Here is a 21,159-nt window from a genome sequence, read left to right as displayed (position 1 = left end):
TGCGAACCGGCACGGGAGGATCGCTCGGCCGGGCCGCCCGCGTGGTCGCGGCCCATACCCTGAGTTCCTACGCTCGCGATCGTCGGGCGCGTGCCCGTGGATCTCTCGGCCACACAAAGAGCGATGTCTCCCGAACGAGTTTCCGAGCCGGGTTCCGGGGGAAGTTACGAGGTCGCCGCCAAGGGGTCCGGCAGGGTCTCGATACGGCCCTGTCGTTCGAGGAGGTTCGTGGGTGGAACAGCCCATCAAAAGGGCGAGGCGTCGGGGCAGAAGGTCAGGCACGGTGATGATGGAGAAGGAGAGGACTCGTGGCGTGGCAACGAAGGCGGTAATAATCGGCAATCCGAACTCGGGGAGCGCGGGGGACGAGGGCTACCTCGAGCGCTTCGCCGAAGCCCTGCGCACCGGCGGCATCGAGGTCGAGGTGCTGAACACCGAGCGTCCGGACCACGCCACCGAGCTCGCCGCCCTCGCGGGGGACAAGCTCGTGATCGCCGCCGGCGGCGACGGCACGGTGAACGAGGTCGTGAACGGTCTCTCCGGGGGAGCTACCCTGGGCATCCTGCCGCTCGGCACGGCGAACGTCCTGGCCCGGGAGCTCGGGCTGCCGATGAACCCGGAGGAGGCCTGCGCGAGGATCCTGACCGGCACCGCCTTCCGGATGGACGTCGGCGTGGCGACCGACGAGGAGGGGACCGAGCGGCGCTTCGCCTGCATGGCGGGCGTCGGCTTCGACGCCGACGTCGTGCGCGAGGTGGGCCCGCGCCTCAAGCGCTACCTGCGGTCGCTCGCCTTCCCGCTGGCCGCGCTGAAGGTCTACCTCCAGGGCGACCAGCCCGACCTGCAGATCGTCGACGGGGATACCACCTACGTCACCCAGTTCGCCGTGGTCGCCAACGGCCGCTACTACGGGGGAGAGTTCGAGATGGCCGAGGGCGTCTCCCTGGGCAGCGGCGAGCTCGAGGTCGTCCTGATCGAGAAGGTCGGGCTCCTGATGCGGCCCGACGTCCTGGCCCGCATCCTGGCCAAGAGCCCGCTCGACCGCGCCATGAAGTCGTTTACCTCGCGGAAGAACATCGTGGCCAAGTCACCGGCCGCTCGCGGCGCGCGCGTCCCGGTCCAGATCGACGGCGAGGTCTGGGGCCGCCTGCCGATGTCCTTCCGCATAGAGCCGGCGGCCCTGAACGTGATCAGGTAGCCACGGGCACCCGCAGGATCGGGCCTGCCCCGAACCGCGTTCGGCGTAGCGCGGGGCGATGAAAGCCCCGAAGGGCCGGCGAGGCGCTCGACGGCCTTTCACGCCCCGGAGCGCACCCGGCCTCGCACACCTACCCCGGGGAGGCGCGCCCCGGTCTGGCTTCGCGCGGCGGCCTTCACCGCGGTCGCTTCGGGCCGTGGTCGCGCCTCGCGAACTGCTCCAGGAAACGATCCTTGTCCACGCTCACCAGCTCGACGAGGAAACGGTCGCTGAGCATCTCGGGCGAAGGGTCCAAGGCGACCCTCTTCGCGCCCGCGCACAGGGGCCGCGAAGCAGCGAGGCGAGCTCACGCAGCGAGGTTTGTATGACCCTCCATCCGTCTCTCCCGGCCGCGGAGTTCAGCAACAGCTCCGCCTCCCCCTCGCCGCTGAAGACGGCCGGCACCGCGTCTTCGCCGATCGTGAGCACGCGCCCGTCCCCCTCGGCGACGAGCAGCGAGAAACGGGACCCGAGTGAGCTACCGGTCGTGAACGCCATGCTCGATCTCCTTCGTCGCCGGTGCGCGTCGTGAGGCGTGTTCTCCGACGGGACCGCCGGAGCAACAAATTTTGCTCCACATTCGCCACGCGAGATATGTGTATAAAGGTGTAGCGGGCGTTGCATAGATGAGGACATTTTCGAACATGTCTGTTGACGCACGAGGGGGCGTGGGGTAGTTAGAGGCTACGCCGGAGTCCGCGCTATCCTCCTTATCACCCTTTCCTGTTACATCGCGCGGGCCCCGGTCCTTCTCTTCCCGGGCAGGCGAGCCGGCGCTCGGGGCACGCTGCGTTGTGGGGTTCACGATGCTCCGGTAAGATGAATCCACTTACAAACGGCGTCACCGTGCTTGTGGCGCACGTATACCATGGTGGGGGTATGCAGGGGAGACGCGAGGCGAATCCGATCAGAGTGCTCCTGGCGGACGACCACAAGATGTTCCGCGAGGGCATCGCGGGCATCCTGGCCAACTACGCGGGCATGCAGGTCGTCGGCCAGACCAACAACGACGAGGGCGCCGTCGAGATGGCGCGCCGGCTGAAGCCCGACGTCGTCCTCATGCAGGTGCAGATGCCCATCCCGAGGGCCCGGGAGAACCTGCGCATCATGCGCGAGGCATCCGACCCGGCGCCGAAGATCGTCGTGGTCACCATGATCGAGGACCCGCGCGACGTCAAGGAGCTCATGGACCTCGGGGTTAGCGCCTACGTCGTCAAGAGCGCCTCGGCCGAGCACCTCATCGCCGCCGTGCGCGCCGCGATCCTGGACCCGAAGAGCAAGAACGTGGTGGTGGGCATGCCGCTGGGGATGCTGGAGGAGGCGGATGAGGGCTCGGGGGGCGTGCTCTCGGCCAGGGAGCTCGAGATACTGCTCCTGGCCGCCAGGGGCATGGGCAACCGTCAGATAGCCAAGGCCCTGCACCTCGCGGAGGGCACGGTCAAGCGCCACCTCGCCAACACCTACAAGAAGATGGACGTGCGTTCCAGGGGCGAGGCGACGAGGATGGCCCTCTTCGAGGATTGGATCACCATCCAGGAAGTCACCGATGAATCGGACGCGGCCCGGTGAGGTCCGTAGGGGCCTAAGAGGAAGGGGAGCGGGGCCCTTCCCGGGGGGCATCCTCGTCGGAGAGAAGAAGCCGCGCGGCCTCGTCGAGGGCAACCAGAAGCTCCTCCAGGCTCGCGTCGTGCAGCTCCGATATCCTGCCGCCCACGGCGATCCGCGCGTTGAGGTGATCTTTGACCGCGATCCCGACCCACGCGAGGACGCCGTCCGGCACGTCCGTCTCGACCCCGTCGTCGTCCCGCACGAGGACGTGGGGCTCGATGCGAGCCAAGTTCCCATCGAGGTCTTCCGGGTCGGCGATCAGCACCTCGAAGCCCGGGCGTTTCCTGAGGATCGAGAGGGCCAGGGACTCACGGTACATGCGCGGCGAGTTCGCCACCAGTATTCTCACTAAGATCGCGCTCCTATCCGCGCAGACAAAGACCGCGAGAAGAAACGCACGCAGATGTCGCCTACCCGATCGGGTATCTCTTCCGGCCTATTGTAACCTGCCGAGGATACGATCCGGGCGTCCCCCGCGAGGGAGATGTCCCAAGATGGGTAGGCTTATGTCCAGGGGGCCGTTCCCCCAGGTGCTCGCGGAGAGCTCTTCGGGAGCCTCGGCGCCGCGTAGCGCGGCTTCCCGACGACGAACCGGACCCGAGCGTCGGACGCCGACGGGCGTCTTCGTTCCGACGGTACCCGCGCCGGGGCTACTCCGCCTCTTCGGGGCCCGTCTCCGCTACTTCGTCCACCAGCGCGAGCAGGTCTTCCGTGCCGACGTTCTCGATGTCCACGGACCTCCCGTTCGCGCCTATCCTGCCGTCCATGGTGGCGCCGAGAAGGATCTCGAGCCGGGGCAAGGCGGCCGGCAGCCCGCCGAGCAGGAGACCGTCGCGATCGAGGACGATCAGGTGCGGATCGAACCGCTCGACCCGCCCGTAGAGCGCGGGCGGGTCGCCGAGCATCACCTCGGCGTCCGGACGGCTCAGGCGTAGGGAGACCGCCACGGCCTCGCGGTACATCAACGGGGTGTTGGCGACCAGAATTCGCACGGGGTAAGCACTCTCCTTAGCTGCGCAGAAGGCAGTGCGGATGTGCACGCACGACGATCGACCACAGGTAGCTTGTGCTACAAGTGTACCCCCTGCGTCACCCAGCAACGACCGTCCGGTCCAAAGATGTGCCGAAGTGTGCAGCCGCCGGCCAGCAGGCGCGCGGTCCTCGCGTGCGGCCGCGCTCCGGCCCTACAATGCCCGGGAGGATAAATCACGACGCGTCGCGCGGGGCCCTCGCCGGGCTCGGCGAGAACGGGCCGCGTTCGCCGGCGGAGGCGTGGCGCGGACGCCGGGGCGCGAAGGGGGAGTAGCCCAACCAGAGGAAGGGAGCTCATGGGATCACAACCGGAGACGGGTAGGGCCGTAAGGAGCCTGGCGGCGGCGCCGGAGACGCGCGCCGCCGGCGTGGAAGCCGACCCCGAGACCCTGGCGAGCGTGGAGCGACGGGTCTTGTGGCTCGCGACCTCCGTCGTTCACCACGCCAACCGCGTCAGGCCCAACCGATCGGGGATCAAGGTCGGCGGCCACCAGGCCTCCAGCGCCTCGATGGTCTCGATCATGACCGCGCTGTGGTTCGCGCACCTCGACGCCGAGGATCGCGTCTCGGTCAAGCCGCACGCCTCGCCTGTTCTGCACGCGATCAGCTACCTCCTCGGGCGCCTCGACCGCGGGTACATGACCGAGCTTCGCGCCTTCGGGGGGTTGCAGAGCTACCCGAGCCGCACCAAGGACCCCTACCCCGTGGACTTCTCGACCGGCTCCGTGGGCCTCGGGGCGACCGCCCCGATCTGGAGCGCGGTCGCGAACCGCTACGTGAGGGAGCGCTTCGACGCCCCCGCGGCGGGGCGTCAGATCGCGCTCATCGGCGACGCCGAGCTCGACGAGGGGGCGTGCTGGGAGGCGATAGCGGACCCGGCGGTCTCGGGCCTCGGCGAGGTCCTGTGGGTCGTGGACCTGAACCGCCAGACCCTCGACAGGGTGGTCCCGAACATCGCGGCCGACCGCTTGCAGGGCATGTTCGAGGCCGCGGGCTGGAGCTGCGTCACCGTCAAGTACGGGCGCCTCCTGCGCTCCCTGTTCGCCCGCCCGGGCGGCGAGGCGCTGAGGCGCAGGATCGACGAGATGGGCAACGCCGAGTACCAGCGCCTCCTGCGCATCCCGGCCGCGGAGCTCAGGGAGCGGCTTCTGGGGGACGGGCGGGGGCGGCGCGAGCTCCTGCGCCTCGTCGACGGCCTCGACGACTCGGAGCTGCTCCGGGCCGTCCGCGACCTCGGCGGGCACGACCTCGGGAGCCTCGTCGAGGCCTACCGCGAGGCCGACGCCGCCGCCGACCGCCCCTCCGTCGTCTTCGCCTACACGGTAAAGGGCCGGGGCCTGCCCATCGAAGGCCACCCCCAGAACCACTCGGCGCTCCTCACGCACGGGCAGTACGAGGGGCTCGCTCACGCGCTCGGCGCCGACCTCGACGACCCGTGGGCGCGTTTCCCCGAGGGCAGCGCGGAGGCCGAGCTCTGCTCGGAGGTCGCGGGACGGCTGGATCGGCGCGGCCCGGGAGATCGGAAAGCCCCGCCGGACGTACCGACGCAGATCGGGGGCCGCTACCGGGGCGAGACCTCGACCCAGCAGGAGCTCGGGCGGCTGCTCGCGGAGATGCCCAGGACCGCCGGGCCCGTGGCGGACAGGATCGTCACCGTCAGCCCCGACGTCGCCTCCTCGACGAACCTGGGCGGTTGGATCAACAAGGTCGGCATCTGGTCGCTGGAGGATCGCACGGACTGGTTCGCCGACGACCCCGAGACGATGCTGAAGTGGCGCGAGACCCGCGGCGGCCAGCACATAGAGCTCGGCATCGCCGAGACGAACCTCGTCGGCCTCATCGCCGAGCTCGGCTCGACCTGGAGCCGGAGCGGCGAGCCGCTCTTCCCGATCGGCACGATCTACGACCCGTTCGTCGGGCGCGCCCTCGAGCCGTGGTCCTTCGGCGTCTACTCCGGCGGGCAGTCCATCCTGATAGGCACGCCCTCCGGCACGACGCTCGCCCCCGAGGGCGGGGCGCACCAGTCGATCTACACTCCGTCCATCGGCATCGAGCAGCCCGGCGTCTCGGCCTGGGAGCCCGCCTTCGGCCAGGACCTCGAATGGACCTTCCTCCACGCCCTAAGCCGCCTCGGCAGGCCCGGCGGCGAGTCGGCGTACTTCCGCCTCTCGACCCGGCCCGTGGACCAGGCGCTCGCCGCCGTGCCGGAGGACGCGGAGATGCGGGAAGAGAGGAGGCGCGACGTCCTCGCCGGGGGGTACAAGCTGAGGGACGCGTCCGAGCGCGGCCTGGAGCCCGTCGTCACCCTCGTCGGGGTCGGCGCGATGGTGCCCGAGGTCGTCCGGGCGGCCGAGGTGCTGGAGGAAGAGGGGAACATCGGGGCGGACGTCGTCTGCCTCACGAGCCCCGACCTCGTGTTCCGGGCGCTCAGGGCGAGGCAGGGCTTCGGCGAGGGGCCCTACGCCATCCTCGACAAGCTCTTTCCGCCGCAGAGGCCGCTGCCGATCGTGAGCGTCCTGGACGGCCACCCGCACACCCTGAGCTTCCTCGGCTCGATCCGGACGACCCCCGTCTCCTGCCTCGGGGTGACGGACTTTGGGCAGTCGGGCGACCTCGAAGACCTCTACGAGCACCACGGCATCGACCCCGAGACCATCGTCGGCGCCGCCCTCGACGTGATCGGGTAACGCCACGCGTCGGAGGAGCACCGACTCCCGGTCCCTCCTGCCCCGGAAGGCGTATGATGCGGGCGTGATCGTGGACAGCGCCATCTACGTGGACGGCCGCAGGGCCGCCGAGCCCGGCTCCTTGCAAGAGACCTACGACGCCTGCCGCGACCAGCGCGGTATCGCCTGGATCGGCCTCTACAAGCCCTCCCGCGAGGAGTTCTCTTCCGTGGCCGGGGAGTTCGGGCTGCACCCTTTAGCGGTCGAGGACGCCGTCGACGCCCACCAGCGGCCGAAGCTGGAGCGCTACGGCGAGACGCTCTTCGTCGTCCTGAGGGCGGCGCGGTACGTCGACGAGACGGAGACCGTCGAGTTCGGGGAGCTCCACGTCTTCGTCGGGGACGACTTCGTGGTGACCGTGCGCCACGGCGAGGCGCCGAACCTCGGCAGGGTCAGGAGGCGGCTGGAGGCGGAGCCCGAGCTTCTGCGGCGCGGCCCGCAGGCGATCCTGTACGCGATCATGGACGAGGTGGTGGACGGGTACGCCCCGGTGGTCGAGGGCCTGGAGAACGACATAGACGAGATCGAGACGGAGGTCTTCTCGGGGAACACGGGTGTCTCCCGCAGGATCTACGAGCTCTCCCGCGAGGTCATACAGTTTCAGCGGGCGACGAAGCCCCTGGCCCCGGTCCTGGCGCAGCTTGTCGCGGGGGACGGCGGGCGCGTCGCGGACGAGGAGGTCCGCAGGGGCCTGCGCGACGTGCAGGACCACGTCATCCGCGTGACCGAGCAGGTCGACGGCTTCCGGGAGCTGCTCTCGAACATCCTCAGCGTGAACCTGACCCTCGTCGGGGTCGGCCAGAACGACGAGGTAAAGAAGATCAGCGCCTGGGCGGCCATCCTCTTCGCCCCGACCCTCGTCGCCGGGATCTACGGCATGAACTTCGACCACATGCCTGAGCTGCACTGGATCCTCGGCTACCCGTTCGCCCTGACCCTCATGGTCGTCGCCTCCGTCGTGCTCTACCTCGTCTTCAAGCGCCGCGGCTGGCTCTGAACCGCGACCGCAAGGACCTCCGACGGCCGCGATCCCTCCGAAACAGCGAGGGGCGGGTAGCGGAGCTTCGCCCGGAGCGGCAAACCGACGCGGTCGGGACACGGGGCGGGTGAGGGGAAGCTTGCGGGAGATCCGGGGTGCGGGGATCGTCGGGGCCGTCCGGGACCTCCGCATCGAGGCGAACGCGAAGCTGCCCCAGAGCCACCCCGCCGCGATGCGCCGCGCCCTCGGGGTGATGGAGCACCTCCTCGGCGACCGCGAGTTCTCCGTCGGGGACCGCGCGACCGCCGCCGACGCCGCCCCCTACGCCTCCCCGCGCCTCTGTCCGGAAGCCGGCTACGTCCTGAAGGACCACCCCAAGGCGCGCTGCTGGTCGCGTCGTCTCGCCGGAGCGGGGCCGCGCGAAGTTAGTACGCCGGGCGAGAAGCGCGGCCCCCGAGCGGCGACAAGTTCGGCCAGGCACCGCGATGCGTCCCCTGTGTCCCCTCGGCTATCATGCCCTTGCGATCAGCCGTACGTCGGGGAGGGTGCTTTGAACACGGAACGCGAAGGGGAGAGGCCGGTCTCGGACTGGGCTCCGCAAGGCAGGATCAGCTGGTTCCCGGTCCCCGACGAGGGGGACCTCGACCCGCGCGTCGCGGAGATCGTCGCGAAGCAGCGCGAGAAGCTCGGGGAGCCGAACAACGTCGTACGGACCCACTCCTGGCGGCCGGAGCTGATGCTGCGCTGGCTCGAGTTCTACGAGTTCATCAGCAAAGGGCCGAGCGGGCTGAGCCGGATCGAGCGCGAGATGATCGGGGTGGTAGTCTCGGCCGAGAACCGCTGCCTGTTCTGACTGACAAACCACGGCGCCGAGTTGCGGCGCCTCACCGGGGATCCCGTCCTCTCCGAGAAGATAGTCCAGGACTACCGCCGCGCCGGCCTCGACGAGAAGACCCGCGCCATGCTCGACTACGCCGTCAAGATAACCAGAACCCCCGTCGACTGCGACGAGGAGGACATACGGAGGCTCCAGGCCCTCGGCTTCACGCAGGACGACGTCTACGACGTCATCACCACGGCCTCGATCTACAACTACAACAACCGCGTCGCCGAGGCCGCAGGCCACATCCCGGACGCAAAGAACCACGGGCTGTTCAGGTAGAGCAACCACAAGCGGCGAGCGCCTCGTCCGTTTGGAGTAAGCCGCGCTGATCCCTGCTACGCAAGCGGTCTTCCTTGCGGCGCCGTACCGGGGTAGGGCGCACCCATCGTCCGGCTGGCGCCCGTTTCGGGGTACCTGGCGCTGGGATGGAGCCCGATGCGGTTCAAGGAGCATTACGCGCGCGCTTGGGGAGGCCAGAGTGGCGCAACTCTCACCGCGAGGGAGAGCCTGGTGGTCGGCTGGCTGCTTCCGGTCGCCGGTACGGTGATGTTGGTCCCGATCTCGTTCGTTTAGGCGAGATGTCCTTGCCCGCCGAGGCTTCCATCCCTCCGGCTGGGGCCGGCGCCTTTTGTTGTCCGCATCGTTTGGTAAACTCTCTTTGCCGCGCTAAGCGGGGAGCTGGCGATGCCCTGTACCTGCGATCGCCTAGCAGGGCCTAGATCCCCGCCCGAGGCGCGTACCGGGTTCGGTAGAGACCGGTTTGGGAGCGTTGATGGTCTGGTCTCGGGCAATGAGGCCCCGCGAACTGTGTCAGGGCCGGAAGGCAGCAGCACTAAGTGGGTTACCTCATGTGCCATCGGGGTAGCTGGACCGGAGCCGACGGCCGGGAGTTCGCCGAGTGCGATCACGTCGACGGTGGGGTGCGCGGCATTTTTCGATCTTTAGCCCGGTCTCTCTGGCCGGGCTTCTGCTTCTCGTTGCCGCCGCTACGCTCCGTTATACTGGCGGGGTGAGCTTCTTTTTTACCGGCGGCGTTTCCTCATGAAGCACGTCTCCCTGTACCGCAAGTGGCGCCCCCGCACGTTCGAGACGATAGCGGGCCAGGAGCCGGTCGTCCGCACGCTCGCGCGCGCGATAGAGACCGGCCGGGTCGCCCACGCCTACCTCTTCTCGGGGCCGCGGGGGACCGGCAAGACCTCGACCGCGAAGGTCCTCGCGATGGGGCTCAACTGCGCCAACGGGCCGACGCCGGAGCCGGACGGGACCTGCGAGAGCTGTCGCGCGATCGTCAACAACTCGTCGATGGACGTCCTGGAGATGGACGCGGCCTCCAACCGTGGTATAGACGAGATCCGGGACCTCAGAGACCGCGTGAACCTCGCGCCCACCCAGGGCCGGATGAAGGTCTACATTATCGACGAGGTCCACATGCTCACCACGGAGGCGTTCAACGCCCTCCTGAAGATGCTGGAGGAGCCGCCCGAGCACGTGGTCTTTGTTCTGGCGACGACCGAGAAGCACAAGGTCCTCCCCACGATCATCAGCCGCTGCCAGAGCTTCGACTTCCGCCGCCCGCCCGTGACGCTCCTCGCCGACAAGCTCCGCGAGATCGCCGACGCCGAAGAGATAGAGGCCGAGCCCGCCGCCCTCACCATGCTCGCGCGCGAGGCCCGGGGCTCGTTCCGCGACGCCGAGGGCCTCCTCGACCAACTCTCCTCTTTCTCCGAGGGCCCGGTCACGGCCGAGGGCGTCCGGGAGCTTCTGGGCAGCGTCGCCTCCGACGTCCTGCTGGAGACGACCGACGCCCTCTACGAGCGGCGGACGGCCGACGCCTTGCGGGTGGTCGACCGCCTCTCGGGGGAGGGGCGGGACCTCTCGCGGTTCGTGGGGGAGCTCGTGGCGCACCTACGGCGCCTCATGCTCCTGCCGGACGCCCCGGAGGTAGCGCTCGCCGAGGTCGGGGCCGACGAGCGCGCGGGGCTCGAGGAGCAGGCCGCGAGGATCCCGACCGCCGAGGTGGTCCGGATGATCGAGGCCCTGGGCGACGCCCTCTCCCGCGCCCGGCGCGGCGGCGACCCGAAGCTGGAGGTCGAGCTGACCTTCCTCAAGCTCGCCCGCGACTACGAGGAACCGGCCGTCGACGTGCTCGTGCGCCGCCTCGAAGCCCTGGAGAAGGCCGTCGAGAACGGGAACGTCTCCGCGCCGCGTCCCCCGCGAGCGCGCCGAGGCCCGCGACCCCTCCACCGGAGCCCGCGGCGCACGAGCCGGAGGTCATGCCCGGGGCCGGGGGAGACGGCGAGGCGGAGGTAGAGACGGCTCCCCCGTGCCGGAGGCCGCGGAGCCCACGGGGACGGAAGTTCCTGGCGAAGTGGCGGCCGACCCGGAGCCTGTGCCCGGCGTCCCCTCGGGGGGCGACCTGGACTGGGGTTCGGTCGTGCGGGAGTTGCAGGCTCGGAAGCCGGCGATCGCGGCGGTCTACGAGGAGGCGAAGATGCAGAGCTTCGGGGACGGGGTCTTGAGGCTCGTCTTCCCGGAGGACCTCTCCATCTACGCGAAGCTGGCCGGGGACTCCAGGCGCATCGCCTCCCTGCACGAGATCCTGGAGGAGCGCCTGGGCTCCCGCCCGCGCCTGGAGCTCGTCGTGGCCGGCGAGGGGGGCGCGGTCTCCGCCGCTCCGGTCGTCAGCGCCCCCGCCCCGCCGGCCCGCGAGCGAGCCCCCGAGCCGGCGAGGGAGCCGGCCAGGGCCCCGCGCTCGGCCCCCGAGCCGCCGGAGCCCGACGACGCCCCGATGCCGGAGCCGCCCCCCGTGGAGAACCCCCCGCCGGACCTGCCCGAGCCGCCGCCGCGCGTCGACGCCAGGAGCGGCGGCTCGCCCGGTCCCGTGGGATCGGCCGGGCGCGCGGATGCGGTCCCCGGGGCCGACCCCCGTGGCGGCGAGATCCAGGACGGCGCGGAGGTCTTCGAGATCGCGCGGGAGTTTTTCGGTCTCGGCGGCCGGGACGGCGCGGGCTAGGAGCCGTCCCGCCGGATGCCGAGGGCTCCGGTCAGGCGAGGGCGACGGTGAAGCCGCGCAGCTCGTAGCCCGCTATGAGTTCGTTCCAGCTCACGGAGGGTTTACGGTCGATGCGCAGGCCTTCGAGGGAGAGCAGGCGCGTGAGGAAGACGTCGCTCTCCCGTAGCGCGACGTAGAAGCCGGGGCAGCGGTGGTGCCCGTCGCCGAAGCTCATCACCGCCGGGCCCACGCGCTCCGCCCGGAGCTTGCGGCCCGGGACCAGGGCCAGCGGGCACTCACCGACCGCCGCCTCGTCGGCGTTCACCGCGTAGGTGTCGAGGGCGATGAGGCCGCCCCGCGGGATCGTGATGGTCTCGCCGCCGTCTTCGAGCCGGAGGTCCGCGGTGGCGCGGCGGTACAGGCGTCCGACCACGGGTTCGAGGCGCAGGATCTCCCCCAGGACGTCGTGGCGCTCCCCTTCGTCGCCCCGCAAGTAACGCTCGCGGAGGGCGGGCTGTTCGAGCATGTGCCAGGCGGCGATGCTTATAAACTCGCGCGTGGTCGCCATGCCCGCGGCGCCGTAGGTTATGCACTCGGTGAGGATCTCGGCGTCCCCGTAGCCCCGCGAGAGGAGGTGCGAGATGACGTCCTCCCGGGGCTCCTTCTTTCTCGCCTCGATCGCGGGCTTCACGTCGAGGTAGAAGAAGGCGGCCACCCGCGCCTGGTTGCGCGCGAAGCCGAGAAGGGCTCGCGGGCTCCACCCGAACCCGGTCACGTCCCCCTCGAAGAACGCGTCGAGGCGCCTCGCCATGCCGGGCACCCTGCTCTCCGTGAGGCCCACGACCCGGCCCGCAACCCCGACCGCGAGGTCCATGCTCAGGGCGTCGAGGTCGGCGCGCCGCTCGCGCCGGAGCTTGCGGATCGCCGCCTCCGCGAGCTCCTCCATGAGGCCGCGGTAGTTCTCGCTGACGGTCTTCGGGGAGAAGAAACGGGCGGTCTGGCGGCGCTGCTCGTGGTGCGGCTGGCCCTCCTGGTAGAGGATCGGGGGCCTCATCCTCTGCGGCAGCTTCTCCAGAGCCTCGGCGTTGAAGCCCGCCTGCTTCGTATCCGCGCTCCGGAGCACGGCCCGCGCCTGCGAGAAGCCCCGCACGTGCCACACGCCCTCCGGGTCGCGCTCGACGGGCCGCCCCGCGGGCTCGAAGCTGCGCGTCGTCTTGCGCTGGGAGAGCGCCGCGTGGTCGACGGGACACCGGGAGCGGTCGCCGTTCTTCTCGGATGCCGTGCGCGAGACCTCTTCCGACACTTCCGTCCTTTCCCGAGCCGTCCGCCCGGCGCTATCGCGGGGCCAGGCCACAACTTAGCACAGGCGGACGCAACGCCCGGGGTCAGCCCTGCTCGGCGAGGTGCCGGTAGCTCTCCGGGTGCCGGCTCAGAAACTCCGCGAACGTCGCGGGAGCGTGGCCGGTCAGATCGCGGACCGCGTCGCTTACCACGTCCAGATCTCCGTCGGCCATGGCCGCGTAGGAGGTCACCCACCCCTCGACCATCCAGTCCGGAGCGCCGTAGCCCGAGCGGGAAGAGTACGCCTCCTCGACCGTCTCGGCGTGGTAGGTGACCGGTCGTCCGGTCGCCCTGGTCAGCTCCTCGGCCGCCTCGTGGAGGGTGATCGCCTCGGGACCGGTCACGTCGTAGGTCCGCCCGTCGTGCTCGGCGCCCCCGAGCAGGACCGCGGCGGCCGCGTCCGCCACGTCGTCGCGCGAGACCGCCCCGACGCGGCCGACCCCTGCCGGCCCCCGGATGACGCCGTCTGGGCCGGCCATCAGGGGCAGCATGTCCTGGTACCAGTTGTCGCGCAGGAACGCGAAGCCGAGGCCCGAAGCGCGTATGTGGACTTCGGTGTGGTAGTGGTCCCGGCCGAAGGTGAACGTGGTCTCCGGCGCGGCGGCGACGAAGGACAGGTACACGATCCTCTCCACGCCCGCCTCCACCGCGGCGTCCACGGCCGCCTTGTGCTGCCCGAGCCTGTCCCGGTCCTCCGCGCCCGAGACCATGAAGAAGGCCCCGACGCCTTCCAGCGCCCGCCGCATGGCCGCCGCGTCGGCGTAGGAGGCCTCGGCCACCTCCGCCTTCGGCAGGAGCGGCGCCCTCCGCGGGTCCCTGACGACGAGCCTCTGGGCGAGCCCCGCCTCCGCGAGCCTGGCCGCGACCCTGCCGCCGACGGCCCCTGTCGCCCCCGTCACCGCGATCAAGCCGTCCTGCGTCACGGAGAGACCGGCGTTTCGAGCTCCGCCAGCAGGCCGTCGAAGTCGAGCGGGCGGCGCCTCGCGAAGGTAAGGCTGCCGTCCTCGGTGCGGGGCCACTCGCTCGGGTCTCGGTCCCAGGCGAGCTCTATGCCGTTGCGGTCGGGGTCGTGCAGGTAGATCGCCTCGTGCGTCACGTGGTCCGAGGCGCCGTCGATGGAGACGCCCGCGTCGAGCAGTCGCTTGAGGGCGACGGCCAGATCGCGGCGCGTCGGGTAGTTTATGGCGAAGTGATACAGGCCCGTCGAGCCCGGAGGGGGCGGGCCGCCGCCCTCGCTCTGCCAGGTGTTCAGGCCGATGTGATGGTGGTAACCGCCCGCCGACAGGAAGGCGGCCTCCCCGCCGAGCCGCGTGATGAGCTCGAAGCCCATGAGGTCCCGATAAAAGCCGATGGCCCGGTCGAGGTCCGAGACCCTGAGGTGCACGTGGCCTATGCGCGTCTCCGCCGGCAAGGGTGCTTGCGTCATGCTCCTTCTCCTTCCCTGGTGTCGTCCCGGCCAGGGCCCCGGATGAGCGGGGCGAACGGGGTAGACGCCGCGACGGCGAGCCTCCATTCGCCCCGCCGGGGCCGTGGTGCCGGCTACGAAGCCGCTCCCATCCTCGACAGCTCCTCGAACTCGTCGTCGGCGAGCTCGATGGAGGCCGCGGCGACGTTCTCCTCCAGGTGCTCGACGGAGGAGGTGCCGGGGATGGGGAGCATGACGGGGGAGCGGCGGAGCAGCCAGGCGAGCGCGACCTGCCCCGGCGCGGCGCCGCGGCTCGACGCGATCTCGTCCAGGGGGCTCCCCGGGCGCGCCAGGTCGCCCACCGCCAGCGGGAACCAGGGGATGAAGCCGATCCCCTCGCGCTCGCAGAAGTCCAGGACGTCCTCGTGGCCGCGGTCGGAGAAGTTGTAGCGGTTCTGCACCGTGGCGATCGGCACGATCTGGCGCGCCTTCTCGATCTCCTCGACCCCGACCTCCGAGAGGCCGACGTGGCGCACCTTGCCCTCCTCCCGAAGCTCGGCCATCGTCCCTACCTGATCCTCGGCGGGGACCTTGGGGTCGATGCGGTGGAGCTGGTACAGGTCGATGCTCTCCAGCCCGAGCCTCCGCAGGCTACCCTCGATCGCCTCGCGGATGTGCTCGGGGCGGCCGTCCGGGTCCCACCGCCCCGGCCCCGGCCGCACGAGCCCGGCCTTCGTGGCGACGACCACGCCGTCGGGGTAGGGGGCGAGCGTCTCGCCTATGAGGCGCTCGGAGACCTCGGGGCCGTAGGAGTCCGCCGTGTCTATGAGGTTCACGCCGAGCTCGACCGCGCGCCTGAGGACGGCCCGCGCCGCGTCGGGGTCCGCCGGCTCGCCCCAGATCCCCTTGCCCGTGATCCTCATCGCCCCGAAGCCGAGGCGGTTGACCGTCAGATCCCCGCCGATGGCGAAGGTCCCGCTCGCCGCCGCGCCCCGTTCCGTCCCTCTCTCCGTCAAAGCTCGCTCCTTCTCTGGGTCTTACGCTTCTCTTGCCCCTTTTTATACACCCGGCCGAATTCCCCAATCCCGTAACCCCCACAGGGACGCCCGAGCCGGCGAGCGCGGCGCCGTCTCCCGCTCGGGCGCGAGGGTCTCCCCGGCGGGCCGGCGTGGACCTCGTAACGCGCCCCCCGTGACGTTGACGCAAAAGGTACGGGGCTCGTATACTCCCGCGACTCGGAGCGGTGGGTCCGAACCGAGGAACGCAGGGGAGAAGGAAAAGGCGCGTCGCGCACGATCACCTGGCCGGTACTCCCTCCCGGGGAGAAGGAGAAGGCGCGTGGGGGCGATCACCTAGCCGGATCTCCCGACATAGTGGGGTTAGCTATGGAAGGGGGCGTGTAGGTGGAATTTCTCCGACCTCCGAGCCTGCACGAGGCTCTGGAGGCGAAGGCGGCACATCCCGAGGCGGTGCCCATCTCGGGCGGCACCGACCTGATGGTCGAGATCAACTTCGACCGCGGACGTCCCGAGACGGTGCTCGACCTCTCGCGGGTCCCCGAGCTCGCCGAATGGGAACGGGAGAACGGTCACGTTCGGGTGGGCGCAGGCGTCACCTACGAGCGCATCATCGCCGAGCTCGGCGAGGCGTTGCCGGGCCTCGCGATGGCTTCCCGAACCGTCGGATCGCCCCAGATCCGCAACCGGGGCACGGTCGGGGGCAACCTCGGCACCTCCTCCCCGGCCGGCGACGGCCTCCCGCCCCTCTACGCCTCGGAGGCCGAGGTGGAGCTCTCGTCCACCGGCGGCACCCGCCGCGTCCCCGTCTCGGAGTTCGTGACGGGCCCGAAGAGGAACGCCCTCCGGCCGGACGAGCTTATCTCCGCCTTCCGGATGCCCCGCGCCACGGGGCCCCAGCAGTACGCCAAGGTCGGCACCCGCAACGCGATGGTGATCGCCGTCTGCTCCTTCGGCCTCGCCCTGTGCCCCGAGCGGGGGAGGGTCGAGGCGTGCATCGGCTCGGCCGGCCCGACCCCGATCCGTACCCCGGAGGCCGAGCGGTTCGTCGAGGGCGTGATGGAGGAGGGCGGCCTGTGGGAGACCCGCGGGCCCATCGGCGACGCGGCCCTGAGGCGGTTCGGGGAGATGGTCCAGGCCGCGGCGCGGCCCATCGACGACGTGCGCGGCACCGCGGCGTACCGGGTTCATGCGATCGGCGTGCTCGCGCGCCGCTCCCTGGGGTGGGCCTGGGACGAGTACCGGAGAGGGGGCGAGTGATGCGGCTTTCCTGTGTGGTCAACGGGGAGGAGCGGGAGGCGGAGAACGTTTGGGAGGGCGAGAGCCTCCTGTACGTCTTGCGGGAGAGGCTCGGGCTGCCCGGCTCCAAGAACGCCTGTCTTCAGGGCGAGTGCGGGTCGTGCTCGGTGTACATGGACGGCGTGATCGTCTGCTCCTGCCTCGTGCTCGCCGGGCAGGCCGAGGGGCGCGAGATCGTGACGGTCGAGGGCCTCGCCGGGGAGGGGGGGCTCCACCCGGTCCAGGAGGCGTTTCTGGAGACCGGCGGGGTACAGTGCGGCTTCTGCACCCCCGGCTTCGTCGTCGCCACCCACGACCTCCTGAGCAGGAACCCCGGCCCTTCCGACGCGGAGATTCGGGAGGCCCTCGCCGGCAACCTCTGCCGCTGCACGGGCTACGAGAAGATCCTCGACGCCGTCCGCCTCGCGGCACGGAGGATGTCCCCGTGAGCGCCTCGCGCATCGTCATCGAGGGCTGCGCCATAGCGACCGTGGATGCCGCCGGGACGGAGTACGAGACCGGGCACGTGGTGATCGAGGGGAACCGCATCGTCGCCGTCGGCGGCGGGCCCGCGCCGGAGGGGCCGGAGACGGTGCGCCACGACGGCCGGGGATGCCTCGCCACGCCGGGGCTCGTCAACTGCCACCATCATCTGTACCAGTGGGCGACGCGCGGGATGGCTCAGGAGGCGACGCTCTTCGAGTGGCTGGTCGAGCTTTATCCCGTGTGGGCGCTCGTGGACGAGCCCATCGAGCACGCCGCCGCCCGAGCCGGTCTCGCGGCGCTCGCGGGCTCCGGCTGCTCGACCTCGATGGACCACCACTACGTCTTCCCCCGCGGCGCCGGGGACCTCCTCGCCGCCGAGGTGGAGGCGGCGAGGGAGATCGGGCTGCGCTTCCACCCCACCCGCGGCTCGATGGACCTAGGGAAGTCCGGCGGCGGCCTGCCGCCCGACTCGGTCGTCGAGGGGCGCGACGAGATCCTGGTGGCGAGCGAGGCCGCGATCGACCGCTACCACGACGGGTCGCCGGACGCGATGCTGAGGGTCGCCCTCGCCCCGTGCTCGCCGTTCTCGGTGACGCGCGAGCTTATGGCCGAGTCGGCGGAGCTCGCGCGGCGGCGGGGCGTCCGCCTGCACACCCACCTCGCCGAGACGGAGGACGAGGAGGCGTTCTGCCTCGAGAAGTTCGGCGTCCGCCCCGTCGAGTACCTCGAGGACCTGGGCTGGCTCGGCGAGGACGTCTGGCTCGCCCACTGCGTCCACCTCGACGAGCGCGAGGTGCTCCGCTTCGGCGAGACGGGGACCGGCGTGGCCCACTGCCCCTCGTCGAACGGCAGGCTCGGGGCGGGGATAGCGCCCGTCGCAGCGCTCGTCGGCGCGGGCGCACCCGTGGGCCTCGGGGTCGACGGCGCGGCCTCCAACGAGGCGGGCACGCTCGGCCCGGAGGTCCGCCAGGCGATGCTCCTGGCGCGCCTGAGGGGCGGGCCCCGGGCGATGACCGCGCGCGGGGCGCTGGAGCTCGCGACGATGCACGGCGCGCGGTGCCTGGGACGGGAGGCCGAGATCGGCTCCCTGGAGCCCGGCAAGCTCGCCGACGTCGCCCTGTGGCGCATCGACGACCTCGGGGGCGCGGGGATCGAGGACCCGGTAGCGGCCCTCGTCCTCGGCCCGGCCCGCCCGGTCGAGCTCCTCCTGGTGAACGGGCGCCCCGTCGTCGAGGGAGGGGAGCTGAGGACCGCGGACGAGCGGGAGATCGCGCGGGGGCTAGCGGGTGCGAGCGGGAGGCTGAAGGAGAGAGCGGAGGCGACCAGATGACGAGGGCACAGACTACCCCGACGCCGACCCGCGTCGGCCCCGGACCCACGACGTTCTCGCCGGGCGGGATCGGCGAGAGCGTGCGCCGCCCCGACGGCGTCCCCAAGGTGACGGGCGAGTTCGAGTTCTCGTCGGACATGCGTCTCGACGGGATGCTCTGGGGCGCCACCCTGCGCAGCCCGCACCCGAGCGCGAGGATCTGGTCGATGGACCTCTCGCGGGCCGAGGCGATGCCCGGGGTGCGCGCGGTGCTCACGCACGAGGACGTGCCGGGCCGCAAGGTCTACGGCATGGAGACCCCGGACCAGCCCGTCCTGGCCTGGGACCGCGTCCGCTACCAGGGCGAGCCCGTGGCGCTCGTCGCCGCCGACCACCCCGAGACCGCGAAGCGCGCCCTCGGGAGCATCCGGGTCGATTACGAGGTCCTCGACGTCGTCTCGAGCGCCGAGGAGGCGCTCGCGGAGGGCGCCCCGGAGCTCCACCCCTCGGGCAACCTCCTCCGGCACGTCCGGATAAGACACGGCGACGCCGAGGCGGCGGAGGCCCGGGCGGAGGTCGTGGTCCGGGGCGAGTACGAGATCGGGATGCAGGACCAGGCCTTCCTGGGCCCCGAGTCCGGCCTCGCGGTCCCGGACGGGCGGGGAGGGGTGGACCTCTACGTCGCGACGCAGTGGCTGCACGTCGATCAGGACCAGCTCGCCGAGTCCCTGGGCCTCCCGCACGACATGGTCAGGCTCACGCTCTCGGGGGTGGGGGGCGCCTTCGGCGGGAGGGAGGACCTCTCGATGCAGGTCCACGCGTGCATGCTCGCGCTGCACACCGAGCGGCCCGTCAAGATCGTGTACGACCGCGAGGAGTCCTTCTACGGCCACGTCCACCGTCACCCGTGCAAGATGCGCTACGAGCACGGCGCGACCCGGAGCGGGGAGCTCGTCTACGTAAGGGCCAGCCTCGTCCTCGACGGCGGCGCCTACGCCTCGAGCTCCACCGCCGTCGTCGCGAACGCGGCCCGCTTCGCCTGCGGCCCTTACCGAGTGCCGAACGCCGTCCTCGACGCCTACGTCGCCTACACCAACAACCCGCCCTGCGGCGCGATGCGCGGCTTCGGGGCCGTGCAGACCTGCTTCGGCTACGAGTCGCAGATGGACAAGTTGGCCGAGAAGCTGGGGATGGACCCGATCGAGCTGCGGCTCAGAAACGCCATGAAGGAGGGCACGAGGCTCCCGACCGGGCAGAAGATCGAGGGCCCCGCCCCGGTCGCGGAGCTTCTCGAAAAGCTGCGGGAGATGCCCCTCCCCGAGGGGCCGGGAGGGGGGACGCGCGACCTGCGCGAGCTGCCCGGCGGCGTCTCCAACACGACGCACGGCGAGGGGGTCGTGCGCGGGGTCGGCTACGCCGTCGGGTTCAAGAACGTCGGCTTCTCGGAGGGCTTCGACGACTACTCGACGGCGAGGGTCAGGCTCTCGGTCACGGACGACGGGCCGCTCGTCGAGGTCCACACGGCGGCGGCGGAGGTCGGGCAGGGGCTCGTCACGGTGGAGGCCCAGATCGCGCGCACCGAGCTCGGCGTCGAAAAGGTCTCCGTCCTGCCCGCCGACACGCGGGTAGGCTCCTCCGGCTCCTCCTCGGCCTCGCGCCAGACGTACATGACCGGCGGCGCGGTGAAGCTCGCCTGCGAGGCGATCCGGAGGCGCCTCTTCGAGACCGTCGCGGAGAGGCACGGCGAGGACCCCGAGGGCCTGGCGCTGGAGAACGGCAGCGTCGTCTCGGACGGCCGCTTCGTCGTCGCCCTCGACGAGATCCTGGGCGCGGAGCCCATCGAGGAGACGGTGGTACACCGCCACGTGGAGACGTTCCCGCTCGACGAGGACGGGCAGGGGGACGCGGACGTGACCTACGCTTTCTCGGCCCACCGGGCGGTCGTGGACGTGGACGTCGAGCTTGGGCTCGTGCGCGTCGTGGAGCTCGCGACGGCGCAGGACGTCGGCAAGGCGCTGAACCCGCAGGCGGTGGAGGGCCAGATCGAGGGCGGCACCGCCCAGGGGCTCGGTCTCGCCCTCCTGGAGGAGATACAGGTGAGGGACGGCCGGGTTCTGAACGCCTCCTTCACGGACTACCTGCTCCCCACGATCCTGGACATGCCGCCGGTGAGGACGGAGATCCTGGAGCTCGCCGATCCGGGGGCGCCCTACGGCCTCAGGGGGGTGGGCGAGCCGCCGAACATCTCCACCCCGCCCGCCGTGGTCGCCGCCCTGCGCGACGCCACGGGGAGGGAGCTTCCGCGGATGCCCGTCCGCCCCGAAGCGCTCGTGGGCATCGCCGACGGGCCGCCCCGGCGCCGCCCGCAACCGGGGAGCGCGGGCTACGGCACCCTGGGCAGCCTGGAAGAGCGGCGGGACCAGTAGTGCCCGGGCACAACCGCGACGAGCTCACCGCCGAGCTTAAGATTACGCCGTCTCCCCGAGCCGAGCAGCCCCCGCAGGCCCAGGTCGAGGCGGTGATGCGGGCCGCCGGGGAGGCGGGCCCCGCGGCGCACGAGGCGGGCCCCGACTCCGTCGTCCTCTCCGGCGGGCGCGAGGAGGTGCTCGACGCGGCGCGCAGGGTTACGGAGGCGGCCCTGGACGCGGGCGCGAAGACCGTGGAGGTCAGGGTCGAGGCGCAGGAGGAGTCGGGGAGGTTCGGCGAGGCCGGCGGGAGGCGCGGCTCCCCGTGATACCCGTGGGACAGGAGAGGGGGGAGCGCGGGGCCTTGTGTGACCGGGGCTCGCCGCCGGGGTGGCTGCGGCTCTCGGGAGGTCGTCGGCGTGCGTCGCCCGTGGCGTGGAGCCCGCCGCGACCGTAGGGGGG

Annotated in this window: 19 protein-coding genes and 1 other RNA gene; 14 read left to right on the top strand and 6 right to left on the bottom strand. The window is 71.2% G+C overall.

Annotated elements, in window-relative coordinates; translation table 11 throughout:
- Positions 1–286 precede the first annotated feature (286 nt).
- Entirely contained in the window at positions 287–1,198 is a 912-nt protein-coding gene (locus GBA65_RS15675) for a diacylglycerol/lipid kinase family protein (protein WP_228281986.1), read from the top strand.
- A 951-nt stretch (positions 1,199–2,149) separates the two neighbouring features.
- On the top strand, positions 2,150–2,806 hold the full coding sequence (locus GBA65_RS15670; protein WP_166397361.1) for a response regulator transcription factor: 657 nt from the start codon (positions 2,150–2,152) through the stop codon (positions 2,804–2,806).
- A 13-nt stretch (positions 2,807–2,819) separates the two neighbouring features.
- Here the strand turns inward: GBA65_RS15670 and GBA65_RS15665 are convergent, their stop codons facing one another.
- Together GBA65_RS15665 and GBA65_RS15660 are read right to left on the bottom strand one after the other, a co-directional pair.
- Positions 2,820–3,194, bottom strand: a complete 375-nt coding sequence (locus GBA65_RS15665; protein WP_166397360.1) for a hypothetical protein — start codon at positions 3,192–3,194, stop codon at positions 2,820–2,822.
- Positions 3,195–3,495: 301 nt separating this feature from the next.
- Positions 3,496–3,837, bottom strand: coding sequence for a hypothetical protein (locus tag GBA65_RS15660; protein WP_166397359.1), 342 nt, complete (start codon positions 3,835–3,837; stop codon positions 3,496–3,498).
- A 336-nt stretch (positions 3,838–4,173) separates the two neighbouring features.
- On the opposite strand from GBA65_RS15660, the gene GBA65_RS15655 reads away from it, so the two are divergent.
- The 7 genes from GBA65_RS15655 to GBA65_RS15625 all read left to right on the top strand — a co-directional run bounded on the left by GBA65_RS15655 (position 4,174) and on the right by GBA65_RS15625 (position 11,478).
- Positions 4,174–6,564 carry a transketolase-like TK C-terminal-containing protein gene (locus tag GBA65_RS15655; protein WP_166397358.1) on the top strand — a complete coding sequence of 797 codons (2,391 nt, stop codon included), beginning with the start codon at positions 4,174–4,176 and terminating at the stop codon, positions 6,562–6,564.
- 37 nt (positions 6,565–6,601) lie between these two features.
- Positions 6,602–7,600 (top strand): magnesium/cobalt transporter CorA, encoded by a 999-nt coding sequence (gene corA / locus GBA65_RS15650; protein WP_407691102.1) that lies wholly within the window; start codon positions 6,602–6,604, stop codon positions 7,598–7,600.
- A gap of 109 nt (positions 7,601–7,709) precedes the next feature.
- On the top strand, positions 7,710–8,435 hold the full coding sequence (locus tag GBA65_RS15645) for a carboxymuconolactone decarboxylase family protein (RefSeq protein ID WP_166397356.1): 726 nt from the start codon (positions 7,710–7,712) through the stop codon (positions 8,433–8,435).
- A gap of 21 nt (positions 8,436–8,456) precedes the next feature.
- Entirely contained in the window at positions 8,457–8,744 is a 288-nt protein-coding gene (locus GBA65_RS15640) for a carboxymuconolactone decarboxylase family protein (protein ID WP_166397355.1), read from the top strand.
- Positions 8,745–9,126: 382 nt separating this feature from the next.
- An RNA gene (gene ffs, locus GBA65_RS15635) (signal recognition particle sRNA large type) lies at positions 9,127–9,393 on the top strand.
- A gap of 113 nt (positions 9,394–9,506) precedes the next feature.
- Positions 9,507–10,775, top strand: coding sequence for a DNA polymerase III subunit gamma/tau (dnaX, locus tag GBA65_RS15630; protein WP_166397354.1), 1,269 nt, complete (start codon positions 9,507–9,509; stop codon positions 10,773–10,775).
- 13 nt (positions 10,776–10,788) lie between these two features.
- Positions 10,789–11,478 carry a hypothetical protein gene (locus tag GBA65_RS15625; RefSeq protein WP_166397353.1) on the top strand — a complete coding sequence of 230 codons (690 nt, stop codon included), beginning with the start codon at positions 10,789–10,791 and terminating at the stop codon, positions 11,476–11,478.
- A 31-nt stretch (positions 11,479–11,509) separates the two neighbouring features.
- Here GBA65_RS15625 and GBA65_RS15620 read toward each other — a convergent pair whose 3' ends face one another.
- The 4 genes from GBA65_RS15620 to GBA65_RS15605 all read right to left on the bottom strand — a co-directional run bounded on the left by GBA65_RS15620 (position 11,510) and on the right by GBA65_RS15605 (position 15,219).
- A complete protein-coding gene (locus tag GBA65_RS15620) occupies positions 11,510–12,760 on the bottom strand; it encodes a cytochrome P450 (RefSeq protein ID WP_166397352.1) in 1,251 nt (416 codons plus the stop codon).
- An 82-nt stretch (positions 12,761–12,842) separates the two neighbouring features.
- The gene (locus GBA65_RS15615; RefSeq protein WP_207955815.1) at positions 12,843–13,706 is read right to left on the bottom strand and encodes an NAD(P)H-binding protein; all 864 of its coding nucleotides are present in this window, start codon (positions 13,704–13,706) and stop codon (positions 12,843–12,845) included.
- 11 nt (positions 13,707–13,717) lie between these two features.
- Positions 13,718–14,224, bottom strand: coding sequence for a VOC family protein (locus GBA65_RS15610; protein WP_166397351.1), 507 nt, complete (start codon positions 14,222–14,224; stop codon positions 13,718–13,720).
- Between the two features lie 113 nt (positions 14,225–14,337).
- Entirely contained in the window at positions 14,338–15,219 is an 882-nt protein-coding gene (locus GBA65_RS15605) for an aldo/keto reductase (protein ID WP_166397350.1), read from the bottom strand.
- Positions 15,220–15,606: 387 nt separating this feature from the next.
- Between GBA65_RS15605 and GBA65_RS15600 the strand changes: the two genes are divergently transcribed.
- The 5 genes from GBA65_RS15600 to GBA65_RS15585 are packed head-to-tail and all read left to right on the top strand — an operon-like array spanning position 15,607 to position 21,026.
- On the top strand, positions 15,607–16,479 hold the full coding sequence (locus GBA65_RS15600; RefSeq protein WP_166397349.1) for an FAD binding domain-containing protein: 873 nt from the start codon (positions 15,607–15,609) through the stop codon (positions 16,477–16,479).
- Positions 16,479–16,946, top strand: a complete 468-nt coding sequence (locus GBA65_RS23345) for a (2Fe-2S)-binding protein (RefSeq protein ID WP_207955814.1) — start codon at positions 16,479–16,481, stop codon at positions 16,944–16,946. The genes GBA65_RS15600 and GBA65_RS23345 overlap by 1 nt, the downstream gene beginning before the upstream one ends.
- Positions 16,943–18,313 carry an 8-oxoguanine deaminase gene (locus GBA65_RS15595; protein WP_207955813.1) on the top strand — a complete coding sequence of 457 codons (1,371 nt, stop codon included), beginning with the start codon at positions 16,943–16,945 and terminating at the stop codon, positions 18,311–18,313. The genes GBA65_RS23345 and GBA65_RS15595 overlap by 4 nt, the downstream gene beginning before the upstream one ends.
- Entirely contained in the window at positions 18,310–20,718 is a 2,409-nt protein-coding gene (pucD, locus tag GBA65_RS15590) for a xanthine dehydrogenase subunit D (RefSeq protein ID WP_166397347.1), read from the top strand. The genes GBA65_RS15595 and pucD overlap by 4 nt, the downstream gene beginning before the upstream one ends.
- Complete coding sequence (locus GBA65_RS15585; RefSeq protein WP_166397346.1) at positions 20,718–21,026, top strand: hypothetical protein; 309 nt, start codon at positions 20,718–20,720, stop codon at positions 21,024–21,026. Before pucD ends, GBA65_RS15585 begins: the two co-directional genes overlap by 1 nt.
- The last annotated feature ends 133 nt before the right edge of the window (positions 21,027–21,159 follow it).

The sequence above is a fragment of the Rubrobacter marinus genome (genome assembly GCF_011492965.1).
Taxonomy (GTDB): domain Bacteria; phylum Actinomycetota; class Rubrobacteria; order Rubrobacterales; family Rubrobacteraceae; genus Rubrobacter_F; species Rubrobacter_F marinus.
The sequence above is the reverse complement of the archived record's forward strand: the minus strand, read 5'-3'. Positions and strand labels throughout refer to the sequence as shown.

Excerpts from the sequence above, each read along its gene's own strand:
- GBA65_RS15675 (WP_228281986.1), top strand. The coding sequence starts at position 287 with ATGATGGAGAAGGAGAGGACTCGTGGCGTGGCAACGAAGGCGGTAATA.
- GBA65_RS15655 (WP_166397358.1), top strand. The coding sequence starts at position 4,174 with ATGGGATCACAACCGGAGACGGGTAGGGCCGTAAGGAGCCTGGCGGCG.
- dnaX (WP_166397354.1), top strand. The coding sequence starts at position 9,507 with ATGAAGCACGTCTCCCTGTACCGCAAGTGGCGCCCCCGCACGTTCGAG.
- GBA65_RS15610 (WP_166397351.1), bottom strand. The coding sequence starts at position 14,224 with ATGACGCAAGCACCCTTGCCGGCGGAGACGCGCATAGGCCACGTGCAC.
- GBA65_RS23345 (WP_207955814.1), top strand. The coding sequence starts at position 16,479 with ATGCGGCTTTCCTGTGTGGTCAACGGGGAGGAGCGGGAGGCGGAGAAC.
- pucD (WP_166397347.1), top strand. The coding sequence starts at position 18,310 with ATGACGAGGGCACAGACTACCCCGACGCCGACCCGCGTCGGCCCCGGA.